Source organism: Aeromonas sp. 61P (assembly GCF_051919545.1).
GTDB classification, from domain to species: domain Bacteria; phylum Pseudomonadota; class Gammaproteobacteria; order Enterobacterales; family Aeromonadaceae; genus Aeromonas; species Aeromonas veronii.
Map to the genome: position 1 here is coordinate 3,390,527 of NZ_JBQBEL010000001.1, position 18,915 is coordinate 3,409,441.

Here is an 18,915-nt window from a genome sequence, read left to right on the forward strand (position 1 = left end):
GTTCAAGCGAACGTTTTAAAAACGTGACCACTTCACATGGGCCCAGCGCAATGACCACTGAACGGGAACCGTTGATCCGCTCACTGTTTGATGAGTACATCGAGCTGTATTCATCACGGGATGATCGGCTCACCACGCGGTTTAGCGACAATTTCAGCGGTTTTGCCGGCAGCAGTGATGTTCTGGTTACCGATAGGGATGAGTGGATCCGGATAACCCGCCGCGATTTTGCCCAGATCCCGGGCAGGATCCGCCTGGAAATACTCGATGTGACCCTGCAAGATCTGGCCGCGGATGTGGTGGCTGTCACCGCCTTCTTTCATATCCATCTACCGAAATCAGAACCTATCCTCTCCCGCAGAACCGCCAGACTGGTGCTGATTTTTCGACACGAAGCCATGGCGTGGAAAATTGCTCACAGCAGTATCTCCATCCCTTACAGTGCGGCTCGGGAAAGCGAAATTTACCCGATGACCAGTCTGGAGGAGCGCCAACATGAGCTGGAGCTCATTATCGAGCTCAGAACCAAGGAGCTGGCGGAAGCGAACCGGAAACTGGAAGCGCTCAGCAATACCGACGGGCTCACCAACATCGGCAACCGTCGTCTGTTCGACAACTCATTGAACCAGGCCTGGGAGCGCTGTATTCAGACAGAGATGCCGATTGCGCTCATCATGCTCGACATCGATCATTTCAAGCAGTTCAACGACCTCTATGGCCACGTTGCCGGTGACGAGTGCCTTCGATTGCTGGCCCATACCCTGGCGCAATCCGGGCGCCGCTCGGGGGAGTTGGTGGCCCGCTACGGCGGAGAGGAATTTGTCATCCTGTTGCCACATGTCGAGCGTCAATCCGCCTATGAAATTGCCCAACATATCCAGCGACTGATTTTTGCACTCGCGCAGCCACACGCACAAAATACCACCGGTCTGGTGACCGTTAGCATGGGTGTCGCCTGCCTCAGACCATCGAGTTACTGGCAGCCATCTGAACTGGTCAAACTGGCTGATGCTGCGCTCTACACCGCCAAATCATCCGGCCGTAACTGCATCAGAGTGGCGGAGTCACCAAGCTTCCCGCAACCAGTCTGACCATAAATCCCTCATACCCCCCCCATCCTCTCCGTGGGGAACCACTGCGCGCTAACCATGCACGGCAAGGCTCAACGCATCCCATCGCAACATGCCTTCCCACTGATCCAGTGTGCTTTGGTAGGTATCCGCCGCGTTGTAATGGACCATGGCATGCAGGCGGGCATGATGGCCAAGTCGCTTGACCACGTCGGGCATGGCATTGAGGCTGGCCAGCACCTGCGCCAGATCGCCGGGATCGTTTGGCTGATATTTGCGGCAATTCACGTCATCGGTGAGGTGTCGATCCCACCAAGCCCCATCGGCCGGGATCACTACACATAATCCTGCCGCCATGGCCTCCAGAATGGAGAGACCAAAGGGCTCCTGATGACTGGTGGAGACAAAAATGCCGCATTGAGATCGGATCTCGTCAAGATTGGCGGGGTTGGCATACCAGTGCGTGTCTGGCATCTGTGGCTGTGGCTGGCTGCAGGGTTGCAGCGTGCCCTTGGGCTGCAGATAGCACACCATCAGCTCGGGGCGAGCGTCAGGGATCAGTTGATGGGCGGCCAGCATGGTCTCCAGCCCCTTCCAGCGCAGCAACGAAGCCGCCCATAAAATACGAGGCCCCCCCAGGGTCGCTTTGGGCCAATCAATCTCGCTCAAACCATTGGTAAATGGCTGCCAGTGTGACGGGAACTCGGTCTCGCCAAGCCGGGCCAGCAATGCCGCCAGGGAGCTGCGCGTCGATTCCAGATAAAAAACAAAACTCGCCCGTTGCAGGGCTCTGGCAGAGAGCCCCGAGCATCCCACAGGGCCATGGATCAGCTGAACCACCCGGCACCGCAACCAGCGGGCCGCCCAGTAACAACAGAGATCCACCCCCGGCCCGGACGCCGCCACCAGGCACTTCACCTGCCTCAGACGCAACACCAGCCAGAGGATCAGCAGGGTCTGCCACCCCTGTTTGAGCAGATAGCCGATGCCGGACTCCCGCCCTTTCAATATCCGGGGCAACCAAAGGGGATGATGCTGACAACGGGGCCAGGAGTCGGGATCCTGGGTCAACACATGGCATGTGAGCCCGGGCATCCGTTTGGCCAACTCATCGAGCAGCACTTCGGTCGCAACCTTGGAGCCACCGCGAAACGGGATGGGATCCACGACGATGACCTTTCCAAACACCGGCTCAGTTTGCATGCTCATCTTGCTGCTCCCTTACTCTGGTACCTTGCGGCGGCCAAACCCCAACTGCACTTTTTGCGCCACTCTTGCCATCCCACTCGCCAGCATATTGCGCCCTCTGGCAAGGAGTCGTTGCCCCGCCCAGTGAATGAGTGGTCGGAAGGGTGTGGGGGCCGTGGCGTGCCAACGACCAGCCAGCGCGGCGTCCCACACCGCCGTGACCGCGTCAACGTAGCGCGCCACCGTGAACAACTGTGCGGCACGCAACTGAGCGGCCCGCCCCATCGCACATCGGCGCTGCGGATTGCTCAATTGCCGCCAGTGATCAGCCATCTCGGCCCAATCCCCCGGGGTTGCCAGCAAGCCGGTCACCCCCTCTTCCACCACTTCGGGGATGCCGCCCACCCGATAGGCACTGACCGGAAGCCCCAACATGCCTGCCTCCGCCAACGTCAGACCAAACACCTCCTCACGGGCTCCAGAGACCAGCAGATCCACCCCGCCCCGCAAGATAGCGGCACTGTCCGGCCGCTCGCCCAAAAAGTGGACGCGCTCGGCCACCCCGAGTTCGACAGCCAACGCCATCAATGCTTCCCGCTCCGGGCCGCTGCCAATAATCAGCAACTGGGCTTCCTCCCCCGATGCCATCAGGGCAGCCAGCGAGCGGATCAGCAGATCAATCCCCTTGCGTTTGATCAATGAGCCAACGGTTGCGATGATCATATCCCCCGGTGGCAAGCCCAGCATGCCGAAGACCGGCCAGTGAGCACCGCCATTCAGGCGAGCGGCATCCACCCCGTTGGGTACCCGGATCAACCGATCGGCCGCGCAGCCATCCTGGCGCCAGCCGGTCAACACCGGCTCGCTCACCCCGATCAGCACGCTTGCCTGATGGACCCGCAGGCTGAACCTGTCTCTGGGCTGGTAACGGGCATGGAGGTGGCACACCAGCGGCACCTGCAACGCCCGACAGGCCCCCGCCAGCCACTGACAAGGGGCCGCACTGTTGGCATGTACCAGCCCAATCTGCCGCTCGGTGATGAGCTCTCTGGCTCGCCGGGAGAGGCGCCGATGGGCTGCAAGATCAAAACGGGGCGCCTGCCATCCCAGCAGCAGGCTGAACGGCTCGACCATGGTTTCTATCCCGAGGGTGGACGCCTCTGCCGCCAGTGTCGGGCTATTGCACCAGAGCAGCGGCGTAAACCGGCTGCGATCGAGGTGGGCCAGCAGATCCAGCAGGCAGCGTTCGCTGCCGCGGATCCAGTCCTCTCCGTAGTGAACCAGCAAAACAGGGGTTGCGTTCATCCTCTTGCTCCCTTTGGTGGCACTGCCGGCAACCGGGTTGCCTCCTGATGATCCTCCGCGGTGGCTTTCGCCTCTGTGGCCGCCTGCTGCACGTACTTGATGGCGGCGACGGCCAGCGCCAGCTCCAGATAGATGGGCCAAGTAAAGCCTTGAGTGAGAAAAGATCCCGAAATCACAAACCCCACCATGCTGGCCATCACCCCCTGCATCGCCGTGATCACTGCAGGAGGCATGCCAGCAAGCTGGCAACGCCAGCAACTGCGCAGGGTCACCGTCACCATGCCGATAAACAGCACCAATCCGACAAAGCCGGTTTCAGCCAGCACCCCGAACCAGGTGGAGTGCACCGCATGATTAAGCCCATCCCAATGGGGGCTGTAGAAGAAGTAGTTGTAATAGAAATTGGACAAGCCCACCCCTACCAACGGATGACCCAACGCCATGCCCCAGGCCGCTTGCCAGGCGTAGATCCGCCCCATGGCCGAGGCATCGACCCCGCTCTCGGCGGCGCCGCCAGATGCCCGATCGCTGATCCCGGCGGCGGCAAAGAGCACCAGCAGCGCGACCATCCCCATCGAGATCAACAGGGTTTTCGACTTCACCCGCTGCCAGGCAAACAGGCCGCTGACAGCACACACGCCAAGCAAACCACCGCGGCTCTGGGTGGCGATAATGGCGGCGGCAGTCAGCGCAAAGCCGAGCCCCCCCAGCAAACGCCCCCCCACCCCATTGCCCTGATTGAGCAGCAAGCTCAGCGAAAAACCGGCAGGAAAGAGCAGCACCAGCGCCAGATCGTTGGGATCCCCCAGCACAGAGCCCAGCTCGCGCCCTATGGTCACCCGGGTCCCCTCCACCAGCCCGATCCCGCTCGCCTTGTTGTAAAGGGCCACCAGCGCCACCAGACAGCCCGCCACCACAAAGGTGCGCACCGCCAGCGCAAAATCCCCCGGGGTGCGCACCAGCCAGGCGGTGGCCAGGGTCATCAGATAGATCTTGCTGTAGCTGCCGGTCCAGGTGGCGATGGCCTCGCCCCGGTTACTGGCAAACAGCACACCAATGGAGACCATCACAAAGAAGGCCGTCAGCCAGCTCAGGGCTGTGCTCCAGTAGGGCCTGATCCGGCCGGTCAGCAAAATGTGCCAGACCAGCGCACCGATGGCGGCCAGCGAGAAGAGCAGCGGGATCTTGAGGGGATAGAGCTGGGGGAACACCTCATGCAGCCGAAAGAAGGAGAAAGTGACAAACCCCAGCACCATCAAGAAGGGCCAGCGCAGGGCAAACCAGATGGCGGGAATGGCAAGGCCGAGCACCGGCAGCAGCAAGGGATGGGGCAGCCGCCACCAGAGCAGTGCCAGCACCAGACAGATGGCGCTTGCCCAAATGGCTGGCGTTAAACGAGCCATAATCCTGCCCACCATTGGCCGAGCCAGACCATCGCCAGCGCCCCGAGCGAACTGGCCCAGAGGGTCGAGAGGCGATACGGCAGCGGTAGCAACCGCTGGCTCACCAGATAAAAGGCCAGCGCCCGTACCAGATAGACCAGCAGCAGGGTCCAGATCACCCCGGCAACCCCGAAGGGGGGGATGGCGAGCAGAAAGCCTGCGACCCCAAGACCGCTGCAGCCCAGATTGATCACCATCTGGGCATTGCTCTTCTCGCCGCTAAAGCAGCCGACATTGAGCAAGTCCGAAACATTGCGCACCGCCATACCCAGCACCAGCAGCGGAATATAGGCGATCGCTCCATGATAGCTCTCCGGGGTCAGCCAGCGAATAAGCAAGGGGGCGGTAAGCCCGACAATCCCCGCAGTGACAAACCCCAGTACCGACCCCATCACGCTGTAGTGGGCATTGAGCCGCAGTCCATCCGGCTCGCGCAGCAGCATGAAACGGCGGGGATACCACCAGAGAGCAAAGGGTTGCAGCAACAGCCCCACCGCCAGCGCCAGCTTGCCCGCCACCGCGTAGTAGGCAAGCAGCGCCTCCCCCACCACATCGGCCAGCAGCCAGCGATCCAGTCCGCTCAGGGCAAAACCTGCCAGCCCGCTCACCACCAGGGGCAATCCATAGCGCAGCAGCGGCCGATAGTGCTGCCAGTCAAAACGGATCCCGCTATCTCGCCACTGCCAGAGGCTCAGCAGCAGCGCCAGTGCAACACAGGTCAGAGTGCCGGAGGCTAGCACCCCGCTCACGCCCCAGCCGAGCCAGAGCCACCAGCCGGTCAGCACCGACTGGATCACCGCCTTGCCTGCGGTCGCCACGAAAAAGAGCAGCGCCTGATTGCGCATCCGCAGCCATGCCAGCGGCACACCGATCACCCCTTCAAACGGCAGGGCACAGAGCACCCAGCGCACATCCGCAAGACGGGTTTCAACTGGCAGCCAGGCTTGCACCACAGGTGCCAGCAGCCAGAGCAGCACCAGACTGGCCAGGGCGATCAGCCAGACCAACCCAAACATGCGGGCCACCACCTGCTGGCGCTCCTGCTCATCTTTCGCCAATCCTGCAAAGCGGTAGAGGGCATCCACCAACCCGAAGCCAAGGATCAGGGACCCCAGATTGATGAGGGTCAGCAGCACCTCCAGCTGGCCGTATTCACGAGGCAGCAGCTGATGGGTCAACACCGGCAGCATCAGCAGGGAGATCCCCTTCATCAGGAGCAAGCCGCCGGCGTAATAGAGCATGGCAATCTGGTTCACACCAAGTTTCATAGGGCCTCCCAGCCACCCGAAGCATCCTGCTCCGGGTCAGCTACCGCTAATGCAAAGCCCACGCCACTCACTCCCGCCCAGAGACGATAGCTCCTCTGCGCGGCTTAACCGGCCTGAACAGGCCCAGAATGAGACTGGCATTTGCGTTTTGCACAACGCTGGCTGCAAATTGCACCGACCGGCGCAATCTGACTCTCCTCTTAGCCCCATTTGGCCCGATCTAGCTGGGGCCGTCCTGTTGGCCCGATCCCTGCTTTCTGCTTAGCGAGCAACGGACTGCACCAGAGGGAGAGGTCGCCATGAACACCATCAACCTGCACCGGATGAAAAGCTGGGCCAAACAGGGGGAGACGCCACTGGCTCGCCGGGTATGGCGTCTGGCCAAAAGTGCCCGTCACTGGTCATTCCCCGTGATCCCTCCCCTGCATCGTCTGCTTTATCGGCTCTATCTGCTGATCAGCAACGCTCTGGCGACCCTGACCCGCACCCTTTGGTGGACCCCCTTGTTTCAATCTCGCCTCACGGCCCCCGCCCCGCGCCTCTATCTCTATGGCGGCATCCCCTATATCAGCGGTCCGGTCACCATCGAAATTGGTGCCGACTGCCGCCTCAGCGCAGCCATGACCATCAGCGGCCGGGTATCGAGCCAGACACCTCGGCTGGTGATTGGCCGCAATGTCGGGATTGGCTGGCAAACCACCCTGGCGGTGGGCAGCAAGATAGTGCTGGGGGATAACGTCCGGATTGCAGGGCGTGCCTTTCTGGCGGGCTACCCGGGGCATCCGATCAACGCCCGCGATCGCGCCCGGGGCCTGCCGGATCGCGATGAACAGGTGGGGGCCATTGTGCTGGAGCAGGATGTCTGGCTTGGCACCGGGGTGATGGTGATGGCCGGCGTCACCATAGGCGCCGGCACCATTGTCGCCGCAGGCAGCGTCGTCACCCGGGATCTGCCCGCAGGTGTGTTGGCAGCGGGTGTACCGGCCACCGTACTGCGCCCTTTGCAGCCACAGGATCACAGCGACCCCGCACACGCTTCGGAGACCTTTGCATGAAACCACACACACTGCCGCAACTGGTGGTATTGGGAGAGGATTGGGGCCAGCACCCCTCCAGCACCCAACACCTGATCAAGCGTCTGTTGCCCGATTATCAAGTGCTCTGGGTCAACTCCATCGGCATGCGCTGTCCCCGCTTTACCCTTCATGATCTCACCCGCATCGTCCGCAAACTGGGGGCCGTGCTGCGCGGCGCGCGCCATGCTGGCGGCCAGTCGGTTGCGCCATCAGAGGTCAGCAGCCCCCGGGTACTGCCGCCGCTCGCCTTGCCACTGCCGGGCAGTCGGCTGGCGGGCAAGATCAATGGCCACTGGCTGGCGGCGCAGATCCGGCGCCAGTTGCCCGAGCTGGATCGCCCCCTGCTCTGGATCTCCCTGCCCAGCGCCGTCGATCTGATTGGCAAGCTCGAAGAGCGGGCGGTCATCTACTACTGCGGCGATGACTTCTCGGCGCTGGCGGGGGTGGGTCATCAAGCCATTGCCCACTGCGAAGCCCGACTGGTGGAAAAAGCGGATCTCATTCTGGCCGCCAGCCCCGCGTTGGCCAGCCGCTTTCCCCCCCATAAAACTCGGCTCCTCAGCCACGGCGTGGATCTCGAGCTGTTTATGCCCCCCAGAGAGCGCCCGGCGGATCTTCCCTCCGGCCGCCCCATTGCCGGATTTTACGGCAGCCTGAGCGACTGGATTGATATCCCTCTGCTGGCAGAGACGGCCGCCGCCCTGCCACACTGGGATCTGGTGCTGATTGGCCCGGTCCAGACCGATATCTCCCCCCTCAAGGGGCTCCCCAATATCCATCTACTGGGTCCCCGTCCCCATCACACGCTGGCGGCCTATGCCCAGCACTGGCAGGTGAGTCTGCTGCCCTTTGTCGACAACGCCCAGATCCGTGCCTGCAATCCGTTGAAATTGCGTGAATATCTGGCCGCAGGGCGACCCATCGTCAGCACCGATTTTCCGGCCCTCGATGGCTATCGGGATCAGATCCAGCTGCCCCACGATGGGGAGAGCCTGGCCCAGGCCATCAACCGAGCCGCCTTTGATCAACCCAATCCGGGCTGGTTTCAGGAGAGTGGCTGGGAGGGGCTCACCCGCAGCGAAGGGCGCCACACGCGCCAACAGCAGGTGGCCCTGCAAAGCTGGGATCACAAGGCTGCCGAGCTGAACAACTGGTTGAAGGGGCTGCCCGGATGAGCAGAGGGCTTTGGCTGGTTATCCTGCTCTGCTGCCATGCAGCAATGGCCGCCACCCGGCTGGAGGGGCAGACCCCGCTGCCCCTGACAGGCAACCAGACACCCCAGCGGCTCGATCTGAGCACCCACAACTGGCCAATAGGCAGCGATGATGAACTGGTGATCGAGGGCCATAACCCCAGCGCCCACCCGCAAACCCTGATCCTGCGTATCGACGATAACGCCTCGGTCAACTACCGCAGCCGGGTCAATTTGGAGCGGATTGTCGCCCCCGGCCCCTTCACCCAGCGCTTTGCCTTGAGTGAGTGGCGCACCAGCCAGCCCAGAGCGCTGGCGCTGGACAAACTCAGCAAGCTCTATCTCTTTATGGCCGATAACGCCCCCTCAATGACCATTCACCGCTGGTACTGGGAGCCCGGTCTGACTCTGCCTGAGAGCACCATTGCGCTGGATCTGGGGGCGGCGGTGGCGCCCCGCTTTACCGGCTTTGAAGCCCTGAGCCCGGGGGATCCCCGGCTGATTGGCCATCCCACCCCCATCTTGCGCCCCTCCGGCGATGCCCTTGTGCGCGATGGGCTGCGCAATCTCGACGGAGTACGACTGGACCTGGCCAAAGGGCGCTACCAGCTTACCCTCTGGCTCGATGACCCAGGTGAATGGGAGTACCTGCCCCACCCCTTCGAGCGCAGCGTGCTGGTCAATGGCGAGCCCATCTGGGCCGAACAGTGGCAACCGCAGGAGTGGCTAACGCAGCGCTATCTGGCGGGACAATCCCGCGAGGCACTGCCAAACCCGGATCCCTGGCAGCTGTTCGGGGCACGACAGGGCGGCCCCGTTCATGTCACTCTGAACCACCCCGGCGGCCCGATCACTATCACATTGGTGGGTCACTCACCGGATGCCAAATACCTGGCGGGGCTGCTGCTTGCCCCCTATCCGGCCCCCACTAGCAAAGAGGCTCTTCCGAATAGTGGAAAAGATCTCGCCGTATTGGCCGACGCTACCGCAAGCGTGCTGACCAAGCAGCGCCAGCTGTTTTTGGAAAAGTGGACTCTGGCCCCCTATTCCCCAGCCCCAGCCCCAGCTGCGCAGCAACTGAGCCTCACGCCGATTACGGATGCCGCCCCAACCCTGCAGATCGCCCCGGCATCTGCGGCCGATGCGTTGCAGCAGGCTGCACAACCGGTGCTGGCCGCCCGTGGCAGCCAGCTGTTGCTGGAGTTTGCCATCCACGCCGCCACCGACGATCCGGCCCCTTGCTGGTGATCCAGCCCCCCGAACAAGCAGGATCGCCGCTGGCGCTGACACCCTATTACGGCAAGTGGCATCTGGTTCGCCCGCAGGCGAGCGGCACCCTGTTGGCCCCCTCGGATCAGGAGCTGGTCGAGGGGATCGCCGGGCTCACCCTGCTGGCAGGCGTACCTCGGCGTCTGGTGCTGCAGATCACCGTCCCTCGCGATGCGCCTGCCGGTCACTATCTCGGCAATATTCAGCTGCTGAGCCAGCAGCAACTGGTGCAGCTGCCACTGACTATCGAGGTGCTGCCGCTGACTCTGCCCGCGGCCAGCAAGCCGGTCGGCATCTATGTCGAAGCGCCCCCTTATCTGAATTGGCTGAGCCCCAATCCCGAGGCGTTAAAAGAGCAGATCGCCGCGGCCAGTCGCTGCGATCTGCAGCGGCTCGCCAAACTCGGGATCAGCGGCCTCTCGCCCGCCCTGCCACAGGAAGAAGCGGGGATGCGGGAGATCATGGGAGAGGCGGCCGGGCTCGGCTTTGTGCCGCCCCTGCTGGCCTATACCCCGCTCAAACGCTGGGGGAGCGACCCTGCCAGCCAGCTTGAACAATGGCAGGCGCGGCAACAGGGGTTGACCGACAGCGGCTTGCCCCCGCTGGCATGGAGCCTGTTTGATGAACCCGATCTCGCTACCCTGCCCGCCATCACTACCCTGGCGCGGGAGATGAAACGGCGGGATCCGGCGGTGCTCCGCGCAGGCCACTTCAATCATCCGGGTCAGGTTGGTCTGCTTGCAGAGGTGGAGATTGCCCTGATCAACGCAGGCTTTGGCGCCGACAAGGCCGATGTGGCGCGGATACGCCAGCACAAGGTCACCCCCTGGTTTTACAATCTGGGCACCCCGAGAGCCGCCGGGTTCTATTTGTGGCAAAGCGGCGCCGAGGGCTATTTGCAGTGGCATGGTCGCATGCCCACCGCCCTGCCTTATGACCCCACCGACGGGCGGGAGAGCGACTTTATGCTGCTCGGCCCGCAAGCCTGCGAGGCGCATCGCCTCTCCCACGATCTGTTGCTGTTGCAGCAAGCCATCGAAGATCTGCGCTGGCTCGCATGGCTGGAGCAGGAGGCCCGCTATCAGGTGGATGCCGCCCTGCTGCTGGAGCGCCTGCGCGATCAGCTGCCGACCCGCTGGCAGGTGGCAGAGCAACTGCCCTCTGCCGCCTGGATCCAGTGGCGCCGCGAGATTGAACAACTGGCCAAGGGATTGAAAACATTGCAAACTGGTGCCAACTCATCCTCCTGAAGTGACTGCGTATGGCCAACCAGACTCCCCGCTCCACAGCCAAAGACAGCGCCCTGCGCCGCCTGTTGCCCCTGATGCTGCCGCTGCTGATCCTCACCGGTTGCGCCCGTCAGGAGCCGGTCAATGAGACCCTGCCGATCCTCAACCAGTTGCGGGAACAGCAAATGGCCGAACAGCCCCAGCTGCAACTGCAGTACCAGAACGCGGAGACACAACTGCCAGCGGATCAGGAGCAGCAGTTGCATCAGTTTTTGGGACGCAAGGATCCGGCCCGGATTGCGCTGATAAGCGGCCCCGGGCTGCAAACCGACATGCTGGAGAGTGCGCGGATGGCGAGCGTGCGACTGACAGCCCTCACCCGCTTGCTGGGAGCTCGCGCCATTGAACTGGAGCCCCGCTATGACCCCATGCTGGCCCCCAATACCTTGCTGATCCGCATTCTGCCAAACGGTGAATCGGGGTCGGTCACGCCAGCGGAGGCGCAATAAGGCCGAGACAGGTGGTCGGCAAGGCCACCCGATAGAGGGGATAAGGGGCCAGCCCCCACAACTTGCGCCAACCCTGGGTAAGACGGTACGAGAGCAGCGGCGGACTCTGGTAAAGCTCACCTAAAAACATCACCCCTTGGCTCATCCCTTCACCCGCCAGCGTCACTGACATCGCCTCGCTATCAGGCGCCACCAGCATGGACTGCAGCAGACCGTCACAGCGGGGATGGGCCAGCTGATAGCTGACATAGGTGCCGCCCAATACCGGCGTAGCCACCCGCAAGCGCCAGCCCATCTGGACCAGCTCCAGCAGCATCGGCTTGGCTCCCTCGTTAACTGCCCGGTTCTGATAACGCCAGCCCATGGCGGCAGCACTGAGCAGCGCCACCAGCAACAGCAACAGATATCCCCTAGATAGATGCATCACGGCGTCCCCTTAGAAAGAGGATGGTCATCACCAGCAGCATCATATTGACCACCCGGCTCTAATAACTCCACCAACCGCAAATACCCCTTAGACAGACGCATCACGGCGCCCCCTTAGAAAGAGGATGGTCATCACCAGCAACATGATGGCCCACTGGTAGAGCTGGGCCAGCGAGCCGGTATGCAGCCAGCCATACCAGCGCAGATCCAGGCTCATCAGCACCAGCCGCAGCTGATTGGCCCCGATATAGAGCAGGCAAACCAGCAGCAACATGGGCCACTGCCGGTAGAGGGGCCGATCCGGCGCCAGCCAGCAGCAGGAGACCAGCCAGGAGAGCACCACCAGATAGAGTTGAGAAAACGAGGAGCACCCCTTGAGTACGATCAGAGCGTGGCCCCCCAACCGCTCGATGCGATTGCCATCAAGGCGAGTCTCCCAGCCAAGCAGTTGCAACCACTGGCCTACCCCCCAGGCATCGAGCGCCAGCACGGGGCCGGAGAGCAGGGCAAACACCTGCTGCCCCCACAACACCGCCACGGTAAAGGCGAGCACAATCTGCAACACCGCCCGCTCATCGCCACTCTGGCATCGGCGCCACAGCGAGGCCACCAGCAACAGACAGGCCAGCGCCTTGCAACTGGCGCTGGGGATCAGGATCAGCAGGATAAAGAGGGCGAGCGCCAGTGGATGCGGACGCCAGCTCGGTGCAACCCGCGATGCAATTTGCCACCAGATAGCAATCAGCAACACTACCAGCATGTTGAAGTGACCCATATTGAGCCATACCATGCCCCACTGATTGGCCAAACCAAGTAGCAGCCAGTTGGGTGCCCACTGCCAGGGACGGATCGCCATCGCAACTCCTGCCGGTTATCAGCGCTTTTGACCACTGTCGCAAGTTCTCGCAAGTTCCATGCCTGCCCGGCCTCACCCGGATCAAGCCAAGTCAGAGGATGCAACAAAGCTGGCACGCTTTATTCATTCCCCCTGCTGGCACTAGCGCCAAGGAGAAGGAGTGGGCAATGAAACTCAAACCGTTGGCAGGGCTGCTGGGGATGTTGTTGGTAACCTCCCCCGCATACGCCTTGACCGAAGTCGATACCGAACTGCAACTGCTGATGGATGTGTCGGGCAGTGTCAGTTCATCGGAATTCAATCTGCAATTACAGGGCTATGTGGATGCCTTTTACAATCAGGATGTACAGAGCGCCATCCTCGACACCAGTGGCGGCAAACTCGGGTCCATCGCGGTACAAATGGTGATGTGGAGCAGCAGCAACCAGCAAAGTCTGATGACTGACTGGTTCCACCTCTACGACATGACCTCCATCAACAACTTCGCCGCGACCCTGGATTCACTGGTGCGCCCCTTTGCGGGGATGACGGCACCCGGTTCGGCCATGGCCTTTGGTGCCCAGCAGTTTGATACCAACAACTTCACCGCCGCCCGCCAGGTGATGGATGTGTCGGGTGACGGTATCCAGAACAACGGGCTGGATACTTCCACCGTGCGGGATCAACTGCTCGCCTCCGGCATCGATACCATCAACGGCATCACCATAGGTCAGGACTATGCCGATGGGGTGTTGCAAGAGTGGTATGTGGAGAACGTGGCGGGCGGTCAGGATGCATTTGTCATCAATGCCACCACCTTTGCCGACTTTGGCAATGCGCTGGAGCTCAAACTGGCGGCCGAAATTGAGGGGGGCATTATTCCGGAAGGTGCACTGGCCGCCCCCATCGAGGAGATCCCGCTGGCCGCCCAGCTGCTGCTCGGTATGCCGCTACTGCTGGCCTGGCGCTATCAGCGCCGATCTCAAGGCCGTCCGCAGCAAGCCAACTGGCAACAAACGCCAGCCATCGGCTAGTTAATCACCCCGTGTGTTGCGATTAGGGAGCTACGGCTCCCTGATTTTTTCCGTAACCATGGCTTTCAACAGAGGCTGCATAACTTCTGGTTTGAATACTGCCCGTCATCAGTCAGTAACTCAGCTCATTTATCGAGACTGATTGACAGCCTGCTGCTTCGCCGTAATGACAATCAGTGTCGTACTACATCATTCAAGTTTTGGCCTCGCCTGTAGCTCATGGCACAATGCATGCCTTGATTTTGGTTTGGGGGAGATATGACTCCGGCACAGGTGAAGCAATATGGTAAAGGATTGGGCCTGTAATTGAACTTCCGTATTCGTTCCTTAGTACCTTGTCCGAGGGTGCATCTGTTATCAGAAAGTTATCTCCATATTCTGGTGGCTCAGTTGGTGGCGTATTGAGTGGAGAATTTGATGCTATCAAGTCAAGTTAAAACCATCATTCGATGGGCCTTAATTTTAATTGTTGGTCTTGGCTATTATTTCTGGCTCGGCATAGCCTATTTACCGTTTGGTCATATATCAGAGAAAGAGAGTGTTTTACTTTCTGGGCCAATTAACTTGGAGCTGCACCAAACAATATTGAAAAGTGTTATGGATGCGACTAATACAGTCTACAGCGCTGCTTTTTGGGGTTTCTTGGTATGTGTCAGCCTTATACTGCTAATTTTTAGCAAGGTACGATAAAACCTGAAAGGCAGCATGATTTCCGCCCAGACCTCGCCCGACACTGACTCTCGAATTGGCACCGGTTGGTACGTACCTTCCTTATTGGCAAGAAGTGTTACCGCAAGTGTCAGATTATGTCTATCGGCTAATCGCCCCTATTAACTAACAGGCGCCAAACACGAAATACAGTATAGTGTCTGGCGCCCTTTCATTGTTATTCAATTACTCTAAAAACAATTCATCGAACAACACATTTTTCAATCCAGCTATATCTTCAGGTTGATCTAGCCCAGCTGAGAACACTTCTTCTAATTCGCTGCGAGACATCCGAAAGAACATATTTCTTGATGGCTGATTTCTTATTCTGATGTGGAATGATAAAACAAAAGTGTTAATTGACACTCTAGACTCATGTAATCTCTTTGCCAACGCGTGCGCATAACTTAATACACTACTTCTAACTTGATTTGGAGTGACATTAGAGATGTTCACATTAACATTAAACCACGCTTCATCATTATCATTTTTATCAAGAAAGATCACGGAAATTTCGCCATCAATGAACTTGCGCGGGGTTATTGGGTTTAACTCGCTAAGACCATGATTAATAAGGTGCTCCATTAGCACTCGTTTCTCTACGATATTCTGTTGTTTTTCTTCTTTAGAACGTTCTTCTGATGGGTCACGTGAGCTTGCAGACATTTCCATTCCAGTATATATAAAAAATTCCGGAATGAATTTTGTGATTTTATAAAGAGTATATAGTAGTGGTAGAAGACAACTGTAAAAAACTGCCGCCTTTGTAAGATACAGAACGCCAGTGTTGATTAAAGATATAATGTATGGATACATTATAAGAAGAATAACTGGTAGCAAAAACAAAGTGTTTTTTAACACACCACGATTAGCTATATATCTGAAATATGCTCGTCTTCTACCATAGTGACTAGGCACATATTTTTTAGAGTGTATTGTTATTATATACCCTTCCTCTTTTGCGTAGTCTAATGTGGCATTCAAAAAAAATATGAAGTATAGGCCGTATAACCAAGAGACTGCCACCGCACTATTTGGGAAGAATAACACTAGAAATGGAGATGCAGTAATATATGCTAATGAATATAGCAATTGACGACCAAAGTGCAAATATAGTTCTAAAAACATCCTTCGTGAAAATTTGAACGACGAAAATCCGCTTTGCAGAACAAACAGCATTGCCGCAAAAGCGATACCGAACAGAACGCCAGAAACGGACAATAGTGTCTTATAAAACTCTTCAATCGCTATTGGCAGCGGAGGGTTTAGGATTACGTCCAAAACTAGCTTTTCCCTTTATTCACATAACAGTATTTAGATAAAAGATGCTATTAATGTGTTAGTAGCACCTTCAATTTAACTCCGTAACATATCACCCCACCAATAAATCATTTTAAAACTTTTGCATTAGCAACCGGCTTCTGATTTATGAGTGTACTATCAACGCTCTATGCAGGCTCCACTTGTAACACTGTACAAAACAACAGTCAAGATGCGGGATTAGAGAGCTCCTCTAAATCTCATTGTTATACAAACATCTAAACGGTGTTAGTACAGGGCATAGCAAATACGTAATTAGCCCAGAGGCTGGCTTAACCTCATAAAAAGGCCTTATCACAAGGCCTTTTAAGAAATATCCAGATTCCGGCTAGCAGCCAGCTTTTGTGGCAATCAACCCGGTTCTGGTGACAAAGGCAGCACCTGCCCATCGAGCGCCGGATCACTATGGGATGGATAGTCCGGCACCGGCTCGCAGTAGGGAATGCGACTTAGCACCGGCGCCCTGACCAGGGCGGCCAGCTGATCGGAGCGGCGCAGGCTGGCATCCGCCAGTTCGGCCACCAACGCCAGACCGCAGCCAAGCCCCAGCCCGCCAACAATGCCCGCCAGCAAAAACAGCCAGAGCGGGTAGTTGCTCGGCTTGCTGGGGGCGAAGGGTTTGTCGATCACCTTGATCCGCTCCCCCTGCTCGAAGTTGCCCAGATCGCCGGTCACCTTGGCCTTCTCATAGCGCAGCAGCAAATCCTGATAGAGAGTGCGTTTGACCGCCAGATCCCGCTCCAGCTCGGCGAGTTGGCGCTCTGTATCCCCCTGGGAGTCGACCACCTTGTCCAGCCCATCCAGCTGGCTCTTCAAGCCAGCGGCGTTTTGCTCTGCCTCCGTCAGCTGCGTCTGGGCCAGCTGCCACTCGGGCCCGCGGGCCATATCCGGTTGGGATTTGAGCTGCTCGAACTCCTGCTGCAACTGGTCAATCTGATAGCGCAGACTCTGCACCTTGCTGTGCTCGTCGCTGTAGCGGGCTCGCAGCAACACCAGCTCGGTGCGCATCAGCTGCAGCTTCTCATCCAGTTGGCGGGCCAGCTGGCTCTCCTGCCCCAGTGATAGCTGATCGACCCGGGCCTTGGCCTGCTGCAAGGTGATCAGGCTCTCGGCGTAACGCTCCTGCAAACCATAGAGACGGGCGACGTTGGTACTCTGCTGCTGGGGCAAGGCGCTGGCATGCTCCCGTTTAAAATCGGCGAGCAGCTGCTCAGCCGCTTGCAGTTCGCTGCGGCGGCTGTCGAGCTGGCTTTGCAGGAAACGTTCGGACGATTCCGCCGACTGGCGCCCCTTGCTGAGTAGGTTGAAGAAAAAGCGCCGCGAAATGGCTTCGAGCAAACCGGCGCTGTTGGCCGCCGAATCCGCTTTGACCTTTATCTCGATCACCTCATCGCCGATCAACCGCAACGAGACGGCACTCGAGAGCCAGTCCATAATGGCATCGCGCTGGGCTGGCGGGGTCTCGTCATTGACCAGACCGCGATCCCGCGCCACCCCGTCCAGCACATAACGGCTGCGCAGCAGGGCTTCGAGCACCGCAAAACGATCCTTGAGACTCTCCTGAGTGATCAGATCCTTGAGGGTCGGGGTCTGGTTGGCATCTTGCGGCACCATAAAGGTGGTGCGGCTCTCATACTCCTTGGGGGTGAGCAGGCCGACCGTCACGCCCACCAGCGGCATCACCAGTACCGGGATCAGCAGCAGATAGCGACGGCGCCAGGCGGCAAAGAGAATGATGTAGAGGTTGTAATAGAATTGGACAGGCATGGCATCACTCCCTGAGAAAGGCCCTCCCCCCGCACGATGCAAAGGCAGTGCCACCAGAGGAGCTGATCGCCTCTGTGGGCAGATCGCAAGAGTGGTACAAGATTCGCATTCTCCCGCTATCCGGGGTGCCACCCCTTCCCTTGCCGGAGCGCGAACCATGTTGTCATCAACCCCGTCGCACAAACCCCATCCCCGCGGGAGCGCCATCGTTCAAATAGTGCAGCACCTGCAGCCCGGCGGGCTGGAGACCATGGTGCTCAACCTCACGCAGGCGAGCCCGGCCGAGCAGCCAGTGCATATCATCTCCCTCGAAGGGCGCAAAGGGGATGTGTTAAGGGCATGGCCCGCCCTGCATCCCTTTGCTGGCAATATTCACTGTCTGGAAAAGCCCGCAGGCTGGTCGCTGGCAACCCTCTGGCGGCTCACCCGACTGCTACGCCAACTCAAGCCCGGCGCGGTACATACCCACCATCTGGGGCCCATGCTCTATGGCGGTCTGGCCAGTCGGCTGGCCCGGGTGCCCACCCTGGTACACACAGAGCACGATGCCTGGTATCTCGATGATCCCCATCAGCGCACGCTGGCCCTGTGGGGACTGCGCGTCTTCAAACCCATTCTGGTGGCCGATGCCACGCCGGTAGCCAACCAGCTGCTGGCCAAGCTGGGCCAGTTGTCGCCAACCGTGATCCCCAACGGCATCGATGAGCTGCGCTTTGCCCCGGGCGCCGCCGCCCTCGCCCGTCAGGAGATGGGACTGCCGCAAGTGGTCAAGTTGATTGGCTGCGCCGCCCGCCTTGAGTCGGTCAAGGGGCATAACTTGCTGCTGGAGGCGATCCGCGCCCTGCCGGAGGAGGTGCATCTTGCGTTGGCAGGGGTCGGCAGTTTGCAAAATGCGTTGCAACAACAGTGTCAGCAGCTGGGGATCGCCCATCGGGTCCATTTTCTCGGGCTGGTCGAAAACATGCCGCGCTTCTATCAGGGGCTGGATCTCTTCTGCCTCCCCTCACTGGCGGAGGGGATGCCGCTTTGCGTGCTGGAAGCACAGGCGTGCGGGGTGCCGGTGGTGATGAGCGACGTGGGGGCGGCCAGAGAGATCGTCTGCCAGGCCAGCGGCCATATCCTGTCGGAGCGGGATCCCGACCGCCTTGCCCAGCTTCTGGCACAAGGGTTGCTGCACTGCCATAGCCTGCGTGCCGTCACCCGTGAGTTTGTGTGCCAGCAAAGCAGCTTGAGCCGGATGGCTCAGGCCTATCAGCAGCTTTACAGCCGCTGATCAA

The 18,915-nt window shown here is 59.5% G+C and carries 16 protein-coding genes; 8 read left to right on the forward strand and 8 right to left on the reverse strand.

The window, feature by feature from the left end; translation table 11 throughout:
* Positions 1–50 precede the first annotated feature (50 nt).
* Positions 51–1,091, forward strand: coding sequence for a GGDEF domain-containing protein (locus ACTG2O_RS15965; protein WP_236285555.1), 1,041 nt, complete (start codon positions 51–53; stop codon positions 1,089–1,091).
* A 51-nt stretch (positions 1,092–1,142) separates the two neighbouring features.
* On the opposite strand, the gene ACTG2O_RS15970 is transcribed toward ACTG2O_RS15965, so the two are convergent.
* From ACTG2O_RS15970 to ACTG2O_RS15985, 4 genes are read right to left on the reverse strand one after another with little or no spacing between them, the layout of a single operon-like run.
* Positions 1,143–2,279 carry a glycosyltransferase family 4 protein gene (locus ACTG2O_RS15970; RefSeq protein ID WP_236285557.1) on the reverse strand — a complete coding sequence of 379 codons (1,137 nt, stop codon included), beginning with the start codon at positions 2,277–2,279 and terminating at the stop codon, positions 1,143–1,145.
* A gap of 12 nt (positions 2,280–2,291) precedes the next feature.
* On the reverse strand, positions 2,292–3,563 hold the full coding sequence (locus ACTG2O_RS15975; protein ID WP_439976322.1) for a glycosyltransferase family 4 protein: 1,272 nt from the start codon (positions 3,561–3,563) through the stop codon (positions 2,292–2,294).
* Positions 3,560–4,966, reverse strand: coding sequence for an O-antigen ligase family protein (locus ACTG2O_RS15980; protein WP_439976323.1), 1,407 nt, complete (start codon positions 4,964–4,966; stop codon positions 3,560–3,562). Before ACTG2O_RS15980 ends, ACTG2O_RS15975 begins: the two co-directional genes overlap by 4 nt.
* Positions 4,954–6,273: a lipopolysaccharide biosynthesis protein gene (locus tag ACTG2O_RS15985; protein WP_236285740.1), complete on the reverse strand. Its 1,320-nt coding sequence runs from the start codon at positions 6,271–6,273 to the stop codon at positions 4,954–4,956. Before ACTG2O_RS15985 ends, ACTG2O_RS15980 begins: the two co-directional genes overlap by 13 nt.
* Before the next feature lie 299 nt (positions 6,274–6,572).
* Between ACTG2O_RS15985 and ACTG2O_RS15990 the strand changes: the two genes are divergently transcribed.
* From ACTG2O_RS15990 to ACTG2O_RS16010, 5 genes are read left to right on the forward strand one after another with little or no spacing between them, the layout of a single operon-like run.
* Entirely contained in the window at positions 6,573–7,328 is a 756-nt protein-coding gene (locus ACTG2O_RS15990) for an acyltransferase (RefSeq protein ID WP_439976324.1), read from the forward strand.
* Positions 7,325–8,524: a glycosyltransferase gene (locus ACTG2O_RS15995; protein ID WP_439976325.1), complete on the forward strand. Its 1,200-nt coding sequence runs from the start codon at positions 7,325–7,327 to the stop codon at positions 8,522–8,524. The genes ACTG2O_RS15990 and ACTG2O_RS15995 overlap by 4 nt, the downstream gene beginning before the upstream one ends.
* Entirely contained in the window at positions 8,521–9,789 is a 1,269-nt protein-coding gene (locus ACTG2O_RS16000; RefSeq protein WP_439976326.1) for a hypothetical protein, read from the forward strand. The genes ACTG2O_RS15995 and ACTG2O_RS16000 overlap by 4 nt, the downstream gene beginning before the upstream one ends.
* Positions 9,780–11,060, forward strand: coding sequence for a hypothetical protein (locus tag ACTG2O_RS16005; protein WP_439976327.1), 1,281 nt, complete (start codon positions 9,780–9,782; stop codon positions 11,058–11,060). The genes ACTG2O_RS16000 and ACTG2O_RS16005 overlap by 10 nt, the downstream gene beginning before the upstream one ends.
* Positions 11,061–11,071: 11 nt before the next feature.
* On the forward strand, positions 11,072–11,548 hold the full coding sequence (locus tag ACTG2O_RS16010; RefSeq protein ID WP_439976328.1) for a hypothetical protein: 477 nt from the start codon (positions 11,072–11,074) through the stop codon (positions 11,546–11,548).
* Here the strand turns inward: ACTG2O_RS16010 and ACTG2O_RS16015 are convergent.
* Positions 11,526–11,972 (reverse strand): hypothetical protein, encoded by a 447-nt coding sequence (locus ACTG2O_RS16015; RefSeq protein WP_439976670.1) that lies wholly within the window; start codon positions 11,970–11,972, stop codon positions 11,526–11,528. The genes ACTG2O_RS16010 and ACTG2O_RS16015 overlap by 23 nt on opposite strands.
* A gap of 90 nt (positions 11,973–12,062) precedes the next feature.
* On the reverse strand, positions 12,063–12,830 hold the full coding sequence (locus ACTG2O_RS16020) for a hypothetical protein (RefSeq protein WP_439976329.1): 768 nt from the start codon (positions 12,828–12,830) through the stop codon (positions 12,063–12,065).
* A gap of 167 nt (positions 12,831–12,997) precedes the next feature.
* Here ACTG2O_RS16020 and ACTG2O_RS16025 point away from each other — a divergent pair, with 167 nt between their 5' ends.
* Positions 12,998–13,843, forward strand: coding sequence for a DUF1194 domain-containing protein (locus tag ACTG2O_RS16025; RefSeq protein ID WP_279487774.1), 846 nt, complete (start codon positions 12,998–13,000; stop codon positions 13,841–13,843).
* Between the two features lie 894 nt (positions 13,844–14,737).
* Here ACTG2O_RS16025 and ACTG2O_RS16030 read toward each other — a convergent pair.
* Together ACTG2O_RS16030 and ACTG2O_RS16035 are read right to left on the reverse strand one after the other, a co-directional pair.
* Positions 14,738–15,832, reverse strand: coding sequence for a hypothetical protein (locus ACTG2O_RS16030; protein ID WP_335838367.1), 1,095 nt, complete (start codon positions 15,830–15,832; stop codon positions 14,738–14,740).
* Positions 15,833–16,222: 390 nt separating this feature from the next.
* Positions 16,223–17,638: a GumC family protein gene (locus ACTG2O_RS16035; RefSeq protein WP_439976330.1), complete on the reverse strand. Its 1,416-nt coding sequence runs from the start codon at positions 17,636–17,638 to the stop codon at positions 16,223–16,225.
* Between the two features lie 157 nt (positions 17,639–17,795).
* Between ACTG2O_RS16035 and ACTG2O_RS16040 the strand changes: the two genes are divergently transcribed.
* Positions 17,796–18,911 (forward strand): glycosyltransferase, encoded by a 1,116-nt coding sequence (locus tag ACTG2O_RS16040; protein WP_439976331.1) that lies wholly within the window; start codon positions 17,796–17,798, stop codon positions 18,909–18,911.
* Positions 18,912–18,915 lie beyond the last annotated feature (4 nt).

What these genes read in the sequence shown, in the direction of transcription:
- ACTG2O_RS15965 (WP_236285555.1), top strand. Translation starts at nt 51, where the DNA reads ATGACCACTGAACGGGAACCGTTGATCCGCTCACTGTTTGATGAGTAC.
- ACTG2O_RS15970 (WP_236285557.1), bottom strand. Translation starts at nt 2,279, where the DNA reads ATGAGCATGCAAACTGAGCCGGTGTTTGGAAAGGTCATCGTCGTGGAT.
- ACTG2O_RS15975 (WP_439976322.1), bottom strand. Translation starts at nt 3,563, where the DNA reads ATGAACGCAACCCCTGTTTTGCTGGTTCACTACGGAGAGGACTGGATC.
- ACTG2O_RS15980 (WP_439976323.1), bottom strand. Translation starts at nt 4,966, where the DNA reads ATGGCTCGTTTAACGCCAGCCATTTGGGCAAGCGCCATCTGTCTGGTG.
- ACTG2O_RS15985 (WP_236285740.1), bottom strand. Translation starts at nt 6,273, where the DNA reads ATGAAACTTGGTGTGAACCAGATTGCCATGCTCTATTACGCCGGCGGC.
- ACTG2O_RS15990 (WP_439976324.1), top strand. Translation starts at nt 6,573, where the DNA reads ATGAACACCATCAACCTGCACCGGATGAAAAGCTGGGCCAAACAGGGG.
- ACTG2O_RS15995 (WP_439976325.1), top strand. Translation starts at nt 7,325, where the DNA reads ATGAAACCACACACACTGCCGCAACTGGTGGTATTGGGAGAGGATTGG.
- ACTG2O_RS16000 (WP_439976326.1), top strand. Translation starts at nt 8,521, where the DNA reads ATGAGCAGAGGGCTTTGGCTGGTTATCCTGCTCTGCTGCCATGCAGCA.
- ACTG2O_RS16010 (WP_439976328.1), top strand. Translation starts at nt 11,072, where the DNA reads ATGGCCAACCAGACTCCCCGCTCCACAGCCAAAGACAGCGCCCTGCGC.
- ACTG2O_RS16015 (WP_439976670.1), bottom strand. Translation starts at nt 11,972, where the DNA reads ATGCATCTATCTAGGGGATATCTGTTGCTGTTGCTGGTGGCGCTGCTC.
- ACTG2O_RS16020 (WP_439976329.1), bottom strand. Translation starts at nt 12,830, where the DNA reads ATGGCGATCCGTCCCTGGCAGTGGGCACCCAACTGGCTGCTACTTGGT.
- ACTG2O_RS16025 (WP_279487774.1), top strand. Translation starts at nt 12,998, where the DNA reads ATGAAACTCAAACCGTTGGCAGGGCTGCTGGGGATGTTGTTGGTAACC.
- ACTG2O_RS16035 (WP_439976330.1), bottom strand. Translation starts at nt 17,638, where the DNA reads ATGCCTGTCCAATTCTATTACAACCTCTACATCATTCTCTTTGCCGCC.
- ACTG2O_RS16040 (WP_439976331.1), top strand. Translation starts at nt 17,796, where the DNA reads ATGTTGTCATCAACCCCGTCGCACAAACCCCATCCCCGCGGGAGCGCC.